Origin of the sequence: Methanobrevibacter sp. (genome assembly GCF_017940815.1) — an archaeon.
GTDB lineage: Archaea > Methanobacteriota > Methanobacteria > Methanobacteriales > Methanobacteriaceae > Methanocatella.
This window is the reverse complement of sequence record NZ_JAGAXX010000022.1, coordinates 1-13930: the sequence shown is the minus strand read 5'-3', so window position 1 is coordinate 13930 and position 13930 is coordinate 1. Positions and strand designations below refer to the sequence as shown.

At 34.5% G+C, this 13930-nt stretch carries 8 protein-coding genes, 1 tRNA gene and 1 pseudogene; all 10 read right to left on the bottom strand.

Annotated features, from left to right (window positions below):
• Positions 1-34 precede the first annotated feature (34 nt).
• Positions 35-2083, bottom strand: a complete 2049-nt coding sequence (locus ILA26_RS03145) for a cation-translocating P-type ATPase (protein ID WP_292893977.1) — start codon at positions 2081-2083, stop codon at positions 35-37.
• A gap of 318 nt (positions 2084-2401) precedes the next feature.
• Positions 2402-2527: a hypothetical protein gene (locus ILA26_RS03140; protein WP_292893975.1), complete on the bottom strand. Its 126-nt coding sequence runs from the start codon at positions 2525-2527 to the stop codon at positions 2402-2404.
• A gap of 13 nt (positions 2528-2540) precedes the next feature.
• Positions 2541-3668: a TIGR04083 family peptide-modifying radical SAM enzyme gene (locus ILA26_RS03135; protein ID WP_366514876.1), complete on the bottom strand. Its 1128-nt coding sequence runs from the start codon at positions 3666-3668 to the stop codon at positions 2541-2543.
• Position 3669: 1 nt separating this feature from the next.
• On the bottom strand, positions 3670-3879 hold the full coding sequence (locus ILA26_RS03130) for a TIGR04165 family Cys-rich peptide (RefSeq protein WP_292893972.1): 210 nt from the start codon (positions 3877-3879) through the stop codon (positions 3670-3672).
• Positions 3880-3948: 69 nt separating this feature from the next.
• Positions 3949-5171 (bottom strand): annotated as a pseudogene (locus ILA26_RS03125) (aldo/keto reductase).
• Positions 5172-5183: 12 nt separating this feature from the next.
• On the bottom strand, positions 5184-6035 hold the full coding sequence (gene galU, locus ILA26_RS03120) for a UTP--glucose-1-phosphate uridylyltransferase GalU (protein ID WP_292893968.1): 852 nt from the start codon (positions 6033-6035) through the stop codon (positions 5184-5186).
• Between the two features lie 89 nt (positions 6036-6124).
• Positions 6125-7627, bottom strand: a complete 1503-nt coding sequence (locus tag ILA26_RS03115) for a hypothetical protein (RefSeq protein WP_292893966.1) — start codon at positions 7625-7627, stop codon at positions 6125-6127.
• A 129-nt stretch (positions 7628-7756) separates the two neighbouring features.
• A tRNA-Leu gene (locus ILA26_RS03110) sits at positions 7757-7843 on the bottom strand.
• 59 nt (positions 7844-7902) lie between these two features.
• Complete coding sequence (locus tag ILA26_RS03105; RefSeq protein ID WP_292893964.1) at positions 7903-8316, bottom strand: DUF371 domain-containing protein; 414 nt, start codon at positions 8314-8316, stop codon at positions 7903-7905.
• A gap of 207 nt (positions 8317-8523) precedes the next feature.
• Positions 8524-13707, bottom strand: coding sequence for an Ig-like domain repeat protein (locus tag ILA26_RS03100; protein WP_292893962.1), 5184 nt, complete (start codon positions 13705-13707; stop codon positions 8524-8526).
• Between the last annotated feature and the right edge of the window lie 223 nt (positions 13708-13930).

Below are 13930 nucleotides of genomic sequence, written 5' to 3'. Positions count from 1 at the left end.
TAAGTAATAAAAAATTTACAAAAAAAGAAAAATATTAGTTGTGATACGGTTCACAACTTTGTCTGTTCAATGCATGCTTGTGTGCGTGCATATGCTTGATTCCATTTTCGGTTTCAATCTCATCAATTATTTCAATTCCTTCATGAGAGTGAGTGTGTTCACCGTCATTGTGGAAGTGATAGTGGGAATGTTCCACATTTTCAGTGTCGATCTTTTTAATTGAATCGTCGAAATGCCTATCATAAAGCAATGCAGCATTTAAAACCACCAAACAGGAACCTGCATTGTGCACAATAGCTCCAGTTACAGGATTTAAAAGTCCTAAAACAGAACATATTATCGCCACTGCATTGATTGTCATTGAAATTGCAATATTTGCCTTGATTGTGAATAGGGTTGAATTTGAAAGTTTCTTAAGGTATGGAATCTTACCGATATCGTCACCTAAAAGCGCAATGTCAGCTGCCTCGATTGCAACGTCACTTCCTACAGACCCCATTGCAACACTGACGTCAGCGGTCTTGAGTGCAGGCGCATCGTTTACACCGTCACCAATCATACATACCTTTTTGCCTTCCCCTTTAAGCTTTTCAATCCATGAAAGCTTTTCTTCAGGAAGCAAGTTACCGAAAACCTTGCCTATTCCAACCTGTGAAGCAAAGTAATTAGCAGTTTCTGTGTTATCTCCTGTGAGCAATATGGTTTCAGTGCCCAATTCATGAAGGTTTTCAATCATTCCCTTTGAATCCTCACGAATCACATCAGACAAACCGACCAAACCAACAACCATGCCGTTCAATGCAACGATGATTGAAGCCTTACCTTCATTTTTAAGTTTATCTAAATCGCTATCGACATTGAATTCAATGCCGTTTTCACTGATAAATTTGGAGTTTCCAGCATATACCTTACCATAAGAATTCATACATGATACTCCTTTTCCAGGATACATCTTGAAATCTTGTGGCTCTTCGATTTCAACTTCAAGTTCTTTTGCATTATTTACAACGGCTTTAGCCAATGGGTGTTCACTTAACTTTTCACAGGATGCTGTGAGCTTAAGCAAATCCAATTCTGTCAAATCGTCATTTAAAGAGATAACATCAGAAACCTCTAAATTACCGTAAGTCAAAGTACCGGTCTTATCGAACACTAAAGTGTTAAGTGCACCTAATGTTTCTAAGGCCTCACCGGATTTGATCAATACACCATATTTGGTTGCCTGACCGATTGCAGCCATGATAGCAGTAGGTGTTGCAAGTATCAATGCACATGGGCAGAATACAACCAGAACGGTTACTCCTCTTTCAATATTGCCGGTTACCAACCATGCAGCAATTGCAACTATCAATGCAACAGGAACCAGCCAGGTTGCCCATTTATCTGCAATCCTTTGGGTAGGAGCTTGCTTTTCGTCAGCAGCCTTAACAAGGTCAATCAATTTTTGAAGTGAAGAGTTTTCACCTAGACTTGTAGCCTTAATGTCAATAGCACCGTACATATTCATTGTTCCACAGAATACCTCATCACCCACTTCCTTATCTATAGGTAGGGATTCACCAGTCATGATTGATTGGTCAAGTGAAGTTGTACCGCTTATGATTTCACCATCCACAGGTACGCTTTCACCAGGAAGAATCCTTAAAGTGTCCCCAAGTTTAATCTCATCTACAGGAACCATCTCTTCAACACCGTTGACGATTTTTCTTCCGGTCTGTGGAGTTAAGTTAATTAGGTTTCTTAAACCTTTTTTAGCTCTTTCGACAGTCCAGTCTTCTAAAAGAGCACCTAATGCCATAATCCATGCAACTTCTCCGGCTGCAAATATTTCACCAATCAATAGTGATGCAACCATTGCAATAGCAATCAAGAGCGCAGATGAAATCCATTTTTCACGGATCAATCTGGTCATTGCTAAAAGTAACATTGGAATACCACTTATTATTACTGCTCCCCATGCGGGATCTAAGTAAATAGGTGTTTTAATTCCAAATATCATAAAAATTACTGCAATCAATAGAAATATACCTGAAATAATGGTCATTTTCAAGCTGAATAGAAAATCAGTAATTTCATCAATCACATTACACACCTTCTTAATAATTATTTTAATAGTAAAAAGTATTACTTTTTTTTAATTTATTTAAATACTCAGTATTACTATATTATAATTTGAAAGTCATAATATATAAAAGTATTACTTTTTTCAAATTCATTTATATACTAAGTATTACTAAAAGGCATTACCTCTAAAAAATAATAACAAAAAAAGTAATGCAAATCCCATCTTATGATGAAATTAACTGTAAAAATAGATAAAATTCATATTAACAATATAAAAAAATTATTGTGTAAAAAAAGAGATAATTTCAATTATTAACTAAAAAAAAGAAGAAAAAAATCATTCTTCTTCAATTTTTTCATAATTCATACATTCCTTAACATCCAAAAGTTGATGTTCATGAACTTTACAAACAATCTTATATTTGTTTCTTAACTCCAAATGTTTACAATCATCACAAATCATATTATCACACAATTTAAGGCTTCATAGCCAAATCCATAATGCTGAATGCCTCACCCTCTTTTCTAGGTTCAGGAGCACCCATTCCAAATGCAGATTTTGCGAATTCCTTGTTCATCCTTTTTGAAACCTCTCCAAAAATCATCTTATACGCAGTGCATTGTGGGTCAACAGCCTGAGGAGTCTGATAAGCCACAATGGCATTATAAGGACATCCTCCTTCACAGTACTTGACATATCTGCATTTCTTGCAGTTTTCATCCACATAATCCCTGAATTCCATGAGTTTAGACCAAGCATCAGATGATTTCAAATCATCAAAACTTGGATTGGTGGAAACATTTCCCAACACATATTCAGGCATTCCTACAAACCTGTAGCAAGGATAGATTGAACCGTCGGAACCCACTGCCAAGGTTGTTCCAATACAGTCTGCAAATGTACAAAGGGTTCCTCTTCTCCTTAGTGAGGATTTACAGATATGGTCCAAATCCATTACAGTGAACTTATCCAAATCATAAAGGTACTTGTCAAGCCAATCTATGAGCAGCTTACCATGCTCTTCCTGGTCAAGCGCCCAAGGGTCTGCATTATCCCCTCTAAGGGAAGGCAGTGCAGCATGGATTTTCAGATTCATTTTTTCTCCCTTAAAGAATTCATACAATTCATCGGAGAAGTCTTTTGAATAGTCGGTAACAGTCAAAACAAAGTTAATGATTAACCCCTTACTTTTAGCCAGCTCAAATTTGGCCATGGTTTTATCAAAGTAACCTTCTCCCCTTTGAAAATCATTGATTTCCTTTGGCCCGTCAATACTTGTACTTACAACGACATTATACTCCAAGAATAAGTCGATTAGCTCTTCTGTCAATAGCCAAATGTTACTTTGAAGTGAAAAACCTTCAAGATTGTCTAAAATGGAAAGCTTCTCCAGTGCGGACTTATAGAAGTCATAACCCGCAAGCAAAGGTTCCCCACCATGGAATGTGAAATGAACTTTATCATCTCTAAAATCACTTAACCATTCGACAATTTGGTCAATTATTTCCAAGCCCATCATTTCCTTTTTATTTTCAGATCCCCAACAATATTTGCAGTTTGATGGACAGTTAAGAGTAGGGATAATCATCACATGAAATGTCATTTTAACCGTAAATCTTATTTAATTCATTTAATAATTCTTTTTTCTCATCAGGGTCCATGTTCTCATTTACGAAAAATATGTAACCACAATCCTCACATTTTACAGTATCCATTTCTGCGTGAGCCCTGTGATTGTCTAACATTTTCCTGTGAGCCACTTTATCTTTTGAACCACATTTTGGACATGGTGCTAATAATTCTTCAAGTTTCATTTTTTCACCTAGTATTATTTTTTGATTTCAAAATATATAATGATATACACTAATTCAAAAATAAACAAATCAACGATTTAAGAGTTTAACTATTCCATTATAAACCGGGATGCCTATATATTTAGCAATTGGCAAAATATACTTAAATCCAGGTATTTCAAATTCTTTTTTGACTTTTTTAAGTTCAGAAATAATATCAAGTTTTTGAGGGCATTTTCTCAAGCACTTGCCACAACATTACAAAGGCCTGCATTTCCAGCTTTTCCCATAATTCCGCCGACATACTGATAATAATCCATGAAAGACTCATTGAACAAACCCTTATGCTCAAATAAGTATTTCTCATTGTAAATCTTTAAGCATTCAGGAATATTGACATCTCTCGGACAAGGCATGCAATATCCACAAGTGGAACAATTGATTCTTAATGAGTTCTTCATGACCCTTTTGACAAGCTCAATTGTTTCCAATTCCTCAAAGGACATTGACATTGGAGTGGTTTCATTAGCAATGGCGATATTATCATCAATCTGCTCGATTGAGTTCATTCCAGAAAATACACAACTTACATTACGATTGTTCAAAACCCATTGCAGAGCCCATTGAGCAGTGGTCTTGTTGGGATCAGCCTTTTTAAAAATCTCTTCAGCATCCTTCGGCATCTTGCCTGCAAGGATTCCTCCCTTCAAAGGTTCCATTACAAAAATGCCCATTCCCTTTGAAGCGGCATACTCAATTCCCTCAATGCCTGCCTGAACATTCTCATCAAAGTAGTTATACTGAACCATGACCACATCCCAGTCATAGCCGTCAATCAGCAAATCAAACTCTTCCTTAACCCCGTGATAGGAAAACCCAACATACTTTATTTTTCCTTCACTTTTAGCCTTATTTAAGAATTTAATCAAGCCCTTTTTAAGAAGTCGATTGACTGTTTTCAGGTCAACTGAATGAATAAGATAATAATCAATGCAATCCCTTTGAAGGCGCTTTAACTGCTCATTCAAGAAGTATTCCATATCTTCATACTTTCTTACATTAATTGAAGGGAGTTTGGTACATATCTTGACTTTATCCTTGTACTCCCCCTGAAGGACTTCACCCAAAAACTTCTCGCTGTCACCGTATAGGTAAGCAGTGTCAATGAAATTAATCCCATTATCTATTGCATAATAGATTTGCTGTCGTGCTTTATCCCTATCGATTTTACCGTTTTTTAAAGGCAATCTCATCGCCCCAAAACCTAATGGGGAAACTTCATCACCTGTCTTTTTGATTAATCTATTCTGCATATGAAATCTTAATTAAGCTTCTCTAATCATTTCTTTCATGTAATCGATTAAATCATCCTTGGATTCAGGATCATCCATTGCAAACTCAATGGAGGTCTTCAACCATTCAAATCTGTTACCAATATCATAGGTTTTGCCCTCAAAGGTTACACCATAGATTGCATCCAATTTTTGAAGCGCGTCAGTGAGTTGAATTTCTCCTCCCACACCTGGAACTGTTTCATCAATCTTATCAAAGATGTCCGGAGTCAATACGTAACGACCCATTATTGCAAGATTGGAAGGTGCTTGATGAGCCAATGGTTTTTCCACTAACTTCTCGATATTGTAAACGTTATTTTCAACTTCAGTTCCCTTAATGATTCCATACCTTTCCACTTTTTCTCTTGGAACAGCTTCAAGGGAAATTGCTGAAGCGTCATACTTTTCATAAACATCCATCAATTGTTTAGTACATGGAGTAGGTCCTTTAGTGATTGAATCTCCCAAAAGAACAGCGAATGGCTCTCCACCAACGTGTTTTTTAGCGCAGTAGATTGCATCTCCAAGACCTTTTTGCTCTTTTTGCCTTACATAGCAAATGTCTGCAAGGTCAGTGATTGCACGAACTTGTTTTAATCTGTCATCCTTGCCAGCACTTTGCAAGGTTTGTTCGAGCTCAAATGATTTGTCAAAATGGTCTTCAATGGACCTTTTATTTCTACCAGTTACAATCAAAATATCATCAATGCCTGAAGCCACAGCCTCTTCAATAACATATTGGATAGTTGGCTTGTCATAAACAGGCAACATTTCCTTAGGTTGTGCTTTAGTAGCAGGCAAGAATCTGGTTCCGAAACCTGCTGCTGGAATTACAGCTTTCATAAATTATCACCATAAAAATTTTATTAATATAATCTTTGGTTTAGATATTATAAATAAATTATTAATTGAAAAAAAGAAGATAAATGTAGTTATTTTTTAACTACAATTTTATTTGAATTTGTCAAGCCTTTATAAGTTGTTTTAATAGCATATTTTCCAACTTTCAATTTTTTAGGAACTTTAAATGTAGCAATGCCTTTTTTGTTTGTTTTGAGTTTATAGGTCTTGCCTTTAAATTGAATTTTGACAACTTGGTTTTTATAAGCTTTTCCTTTGGAATTCAATACTTTAACCTTGAATTTGGCAGATTTTTTTACCTTTTTGGATATATTTTTAGTGAATAAAACATTTTTCACAGTAATTTTATTCTTGACAATTGCATCACCATATTGTGAAAATATTGTATATTTTCCAGGTTTTTCCTTGATTTTTAAGGTTGCAACACCATCAGAATCAGTCATTGCAAAGTACTCATGATTGTTAATGAAAAAGGTAATGTCCTGATATCTGGCCAAATCACCATATTTATCATAAACCTTGATTTTGAAGGTACCTGACTTGTAATAGGCATTCAAGTCTTTTGATACAATTTTATTAGAAAGCTTTTCAACAGTTTTTATTAAAACAAATGAGTCATTCAATTCCAAATCATCAAAAGATGTTACGTCTTCAGTGGATACATACCAATAATCGACATCATCCGGTTTTAGGTATAGATTTGGTTGATCAATTGAATCACCCCAATAGTTATAGTTAGCGTTCAGAGTGCCGCCATAGTAGTTGACAACTCTTCTTCCATCAGGAGACAATAAGATTGAATGTTTTATGGTGCCGTTTTTACCGTCCCAAAAGATTCCGTTATCGCTTATTCCACAATTGTAAAACTTAGAGGAATCAATTAATCCGTTAGCACCTCTCCATTCAATAGCTGAACCTGCCCATGCTCCATTATCCATGAATAAGGAGTCAATAACCTTACCGTCATTGCCTCTCCAACAAATTGCACCGCCTCCATCTGGATAGCCTACACTATTATCAAAAAAGCTACAGTTTGCAACAGTACCTCTGTCACCAGCCCAGAGAATTGCTCCTCCCTCATTAATGCGGACACCCATTGGGCGAACTCTGACAATGTGCATTATTGATCCGTCCTCATTAACGATTGTTTCTTCCTTATCAAATGGATCGTCTTCAACTCCACTGCCAGTATTGTTAATGAAAGTACAGTTTTCCAGAATACCGTTTGCTCCGCTCCAGTAGATGGCTCCCCCACCAATGTTAGAGCTGTAGTATCTTCCCAAAATGTTTCCATTGACAAACTTGATGTTTTTAAGAACGACATTGTCTGCAGTGATATTGAATATCCTTGAGGATTTCTTACCGTCAAGAGTATGTCCTGCACCATCGATTGTTATCGGTTTTGAGATGACAATTCCCTTATTTGTACCGTTCTTATATTCATAATCTGAATCCAATGTCAATGTATCCTCACTTTGATTAATTTTTAATGACAAATCATCAAAAGATGGTACATCCATGGCATCAGAATCAGCAGTGATATTTTCCCCAGCGCTGACAGTTGCCACTGTCATGAATGCCAGGAACAATAACAAAAAGAATATAAGTTTGCTTTTAAAAAAATTCTGAGCAATTTGATTCATGATAATAGTTATGGAAGAAATATAATATAAAAATTACTTCTAAAAAAAGATTTTATTAAATGGTGCGGGGGACGGGACTTGAACCCGCGAAGGGACTGACCCACTAGGCCCTCAACCTAGCGCCTTTGACCGCTCGACCACCCCCGCATAAAACAAAAGTAGTTATTAATGAATATATTTTTCAACTTATATAAAGTTAACTATTTTTAGCATAATTTTATGGTGACTTCCATGATTTTTTCATTTTTTAAATCCTCAATCAGGTCACTGTCAAGATCACGTGCAGCCTTATCGGCATTAATCATCAATGTGCGTGAGCAGGTGTAGTCACTGGTTCTGCAAACGATGTCTGTCGGATGAGTCAATGTCAAATTCTCATGACCATATCCGTTGATTTCATCATGACCGTTTTCAGTATCAAGAATTACAGTTATTTTAGTGTTTGAATCGGCAATCTTGTCCTTAAACTCCTCAGGAAAGTTCAGCATTGACTTATCTGCAGAAGTTCCAACAATACAGTCCGCAGTTGGGCCAATTTCAACATCCTTTGTCACCTCAAATGTGGACTTGTGAAGTGAGGTCACATTCTTATGGCCTTTGCTTTTAAGTTTGAAAATCATAAATATAATTTAGAGTGGAAAATTAATAAAAGTTTTCATTGAATTTAATAAAAGAAACGATTAATATTTTAAATGGTTTAACTGCAATGAAATAAAATTATAACTGGTAAATTTAAAAATTTAAAAAAGAGTGTAGAAACAACAAATGTTGAATTAGGAAATCTACATGAAAAAATAAAAAAAGATAGAAGTTAATGAAAACTTCCATTATTTGATTTTTATTGTGTTTATAAACTTTGATTTTCCGTATTTTGAAACAAGCTTATGGGTGCCGACCTTAAGTTTAGGTTTCAATTTTAAAGTTGCAATGCCCTTTTTGTTTGTTTTGACTTTATATTTCTTGCCTTTAAATTTGAAAGTAATTTTTTTGCCTTTAACTGCCTTTCCGTTAACATTGACCAATTTTGCCTTGGCTTTAAGTACTTTTCCTTTCTTAACAAATTTGACATTAGTGGTCAAGACAGGTTTAATGACAACCTTATTTGAAACCTTAAATCCTTTATAGGATGCGGTTATCACATAGGAATTAGGTTTTAAATTAATCTTACATGTAGCATAACCGTTCTTGTCGGTTTTTATTTTATATGTTTTGCCGTTTATTGTGAATATCACAATCTTGCCAGCACCAACAGGCTTACCATTATCATCATAGATACGTACAGTATAATCCTTATTTGCTCCAAAATATTTAGTTAAGTCATTATTTCCCATAATATATGCGAAAATAGTTATTTTATTCCTGGCCTCCTCACCGGTGGAAGGATTTTTAGCAATAATTGTGTAAACTCCAGGCTTAAGGTTAATGTTTACCCTGGCGATACCATTAGGAGCAGTGTTAAATGTGTAAGAGTTGGATCCTATAGTGAATGTGACTGGAGTGTTTCCCAACGCTTTTCCATTGGAATCGCAGAATATTGCAAAATACTGTCCTCCGGTACCATACAATTTTGTAAGGTCTGTTGATTGGATTGTGGATAAAACTTCAATAGTGACATTAGCGTCAGTTCCGTTGTAACTGTTTGCACCATTAAATTTAACATATGCCTTGTAAATTCCTGGTTTTAGATTAATGTCCAATGAAACGTCACCGTTTTCATCACTTACAAGAGCATAATTTTTATTATTCAAATTGACATTGATTTCATAGCCTGAAAGTCCTTTTCCGCTAGAGTCGACCAATGATATGATTAGCTTTTCGCTGCCGCCAACATGTTTTGTAACGTTTGTATAAAGCAAATCGGTTTTTATGAGACTGTCAACAACCTTAAATTTACCGTCATCAGTGCTTTTAGCGTATTCCTCATTTCCATCATAGGTGGCTGAATATGAATATTCTCCTATGTTGAATTTACCCACATTCAATGAGCCTTTACCGTTGGTGACCTTGATGTTGTATGTTTTGGAATTGAGCTTTAAGACAACAGTGCCACTTATTCCTTCCCCTTTATCGGAAGTCAACTTAACATTGACGACAACCCTATTTTCAACAAATACATCATTGATTACAACATCCAAGATTGACTTGCGCTGACTTACATCCAAAACGAAAGTAGTGCTTGAAGGATTGTAATTTTTATCACCGCTGTAATTGGCAATGACCTTATATTGTCCGTACTTTAATGGGGAAATGTACCAGCTACTTGCGGAATTGACAACATTTTTATTCCTAGGAGTGTAATATCCCGGCATTTCAAATGAAACTGTTCCTGTTGCATTCGGACTTAATGATGCGTAAATCCTAATATTCTCATCCAAGCAGACCTCCTTGACATATAATGTAATGGTGGAATTTGCCTTCAATACATTGAATGAAGTTTCGTTGTCAACTGATAAGAAGGTATCATCACCATCATATACGGCAGTTATTTTATAATTGCCTACATCCAGTCCATTAAAAGTCCAAGTGGCCTTTCCATCACTTATTGGAACTGAATTGATCTTATTATTTATGCTGAATTTGACATTACCTGTGGCATTTTCGTTTAATGTTGCAATAACTTTTAAATATTCGCCATAAGATGCATCTCCAATTGACAATGACATTTCTGTTTTAACGCTTTTAACTGAGAATGTAGTGTTTAAGCTTGCAGTATTGAAATTTACATCTCCTGAATAGACAATAGAGAGATTATGACTTCCCTCGGATAAGTCAGTCACGGATAGTATTACTGTTTGACCATCAATGACCTTTTCATGAATGTCATCATCGATTTTAAAGATGATTTTTCCAGTAGCATTAGGCAAGGAAACTGAAATGACACCAGTTTTTCCTTTTTCCATTCCAGTTATGCTAACATCAAGAGACACATCTGCCTTTTTAACATTGAAAGCAGTTCTTTCAGTGGAGGAATTGAATAAATCATTGAAGTATGTAGCTTCAACATCATAACTGCCTGCATTTAAGCTTGACAAATCAAGAGATATTTCATTTCCATTAATCTCTTTGACAAACACCTCATTGCCGGAAAAGTTAAATTTGATTTTTCCAGTAATGTTGTCTTCAAATATTACTTTTATACTTTCAGTTTCACCGTAAACGATATCATCAGACATTAAACTGAACTTAATCTCTTTAACGGTGATTTTATTTGACACCGTTTTGTTCCCATAAGTGGATTTAATATCATAAGTTCCAGGTTTTAGATTTAATGCCAAACTAGCGATACCCTGATTATTTGTTGCAACAGAATAGACTTTTCCTAAAAACTCAATTGAAACGTTTTTATTCGGCACAGCATAGCCATTTTCCTCAAATAATATTACAGTATAGTTAAAGTCATTGTATCCATAGCATGTTTGATTATTAGCTGTGATGAAAATATCTTCAGGTTCTCCTATTGAAGTATTCCATGTTGATCCTGCATAGAACAAATCACCATTGTATATTGCATAAATATAATTTGTTCCCTTATCGAATTCCACCTTAAAACTAGCTTTTCCCTTATTGAGATATGCAGTATAATTTCTTTGATTTACAAAGAGATAAACCATTCCAGTACATTTATTCGGAATTGCACTAACCACAATAGTTCCAGTCATGTTATTCTTATCGATTGTAACGTCCAGGCTAGATTTTGATTGTGATACTGTGAATGATGTTGAAGCATTTGTTTTGAAGAACCTGTCATTTCCATTGAATATCACTGAAACATTGTAAGTTCCATTTGTCAATCCTGAAACGGTAATGTTATTGATCTTATCTTTTAAAAATACTGTATTGTTTACACCATTAATGCAAAGAATCACTTCACTTTTGAAGTTTTCCGGTGAAACCTCTATAGTTATTGTCTCATCACTGCCTGATGTTATATTAACAGCTGAAACTTTAATTGAAGCTGATGATTTTCCAACATTTACGAAAACACTTGCATTTGCAGATTCATGAATTGAGTCTTCTGGGAATATTATTGTAATGTTATATTGTCCTTCATCAAAGTAAGAGAATTTGAATGAAGAGTTTCCCTTGTTTAGATAAATTTTTTGTTTAAATGCACCGTTCATATAAAGATATGCAATTCCTTCAACATTTCCATCTAACCAAACAGTCAAGTTTAACTCATCGCTTGTTTTTATATCTCCCACTTCATCAATTGATAGTTTGACAGGAATTCTTTTTACGGATATTTCTGTCTGGTTACTGGCTTTTGAATATAATCCGTTTCCATCATAAGTTAATTTTAAAGTATAATTTCCAGGTAGAGTGTTGTTAAATTTGATTGTTCCTTTTCCTTGCTTGATTTCAACGGAGTACACTTTATTATTTAATGTGACAGTCACATTGTCTGAAATAGGATTGTTATAATCATCAAATAATGAAATGTCTAAAAGAATTGTTTCATTATAGTAAGTCACATCATTTACATTGAAATTGATGTGGGACTGGGATTTTCCAACGTCGATGGTTGCTTTTGTAGTGAATGAACCCATAACAGCTGTAACTTGATAAACACCATTTTGTTTGGTGTTGTTAAAGTTGAATTTTATTGTTTCATTAGTTAGATAAGTGTGAGTGACATTATTTCCGTCAACAATTGTGAATAAGGTTATTTTGAATACAGGCAATATATCCTCTTTGAATTCCTCACCATTGCTTAATTTCCATGATGCAAGAATATCTATAGTGTCATTAATCTTTAAAGATGAATATGCAGGACTTAAATCCCATATTATCCAGGAAGCTGCCTTGTCTTGACTAATCTTATTTAATGTGGATGGATTTTCATTAGTCTGCCACCAGTTATTATCTATTTTAACGTCAGTTCCTCCATTCAGATAAATGTCTGTGAAAACCTGATTAAAGCCTATATTGTCAATGAATGCATTGTATGACAAGTCAAGGTTGCCTACATTGTATATTGTAGCTCCTCCAACATACTGGGAGTTAGGTTGCTTATAAAATCCTGTGTTGTTTCTGAAAATATTTCCGGTTGCTACGAATGTTCCTGAGTTAAAGATATTTCCGTAAATATAGTTGTAGTTTGTCCTTTCAATTGTATTATTTTCGATGATTGAATTTAAAAGAATGAACCTTCCATTGTTAAAAATTGCTCCACCTTTGGATTCTTCCCAACAATAGGAATTTGAAATGACACTGTTATTCATAAGAAGCTCGCCGTCATTGTATATGGAACCTCCAAAACTGTAAGTGCTTCCCCTACAATTTATGAATGATGAATTATCAATGTATACCTTTCCCTTATTATACAATGCTCCACCATAGCCATAAACGTCAGTTGTGGCACCTATTGCATTTCCATAAAGATAGGAATTTAAAATTGTTAAATCTCCGAAGTTGCTTATTGCCCCACCATAGGAAAATTGACTTTCGTCATCCCCATAGTTAACCATATTATCTTTAAAATAACAATTATCCAATGTAACGGTTGCATTTTTGATATCCAATGCAGATCCATAAATTCCTTCAAGTTCATAATCATCAACCAAGTCCATGTCGGGTTCTGTCTTATATGCGTTGATGAATTTGATATTTTTAAATGTGACTGTCACATTGCCATTAATTAAAAAAATATAGTTTTCATATAATCCATCAAAAGCGGTGTTGCCTGACCCGACAACATTAACTGATTTTTCAATGAGTATCTTAGTATTGTCCAATCCACTGTACACCCCATCGGACAAATAAATTGTATCATTATCATTAGCTTCATCTAAAGCCTTATGGAATGTTTTAAATGATGAATCTTGGGAACTGCCATCATTTTCATCATCCCCATTGACATCATCAACATATATTGCAGATGGACTAGCAGAATAACTAGAATCATCTTCCATATGGGTTAAATTACTATTTTCATTAAAATTAGCTGCAGTTACTGCAGACATTGATATTAACCCAATCAATAAAATAATCAAAACTTTATAATTTTTCAAGTAAATACCCCTATAAAAAATAAATTATACTTTAAAAAAGTTCATTAATAATTTATGAAAAGAATGGCATATAAAATTTACTAAAAAAAATGAGTCTGTAAAATTTTATAGGCTTCTTTCAAATTTTATTTTTTTACACTTGAAATTTCACTTCGATAAAAATTCGTTCTAATTTTTCTTTAATTTGAAAATAAATGGTTAAAAAATAGTAAATTACTTAAAT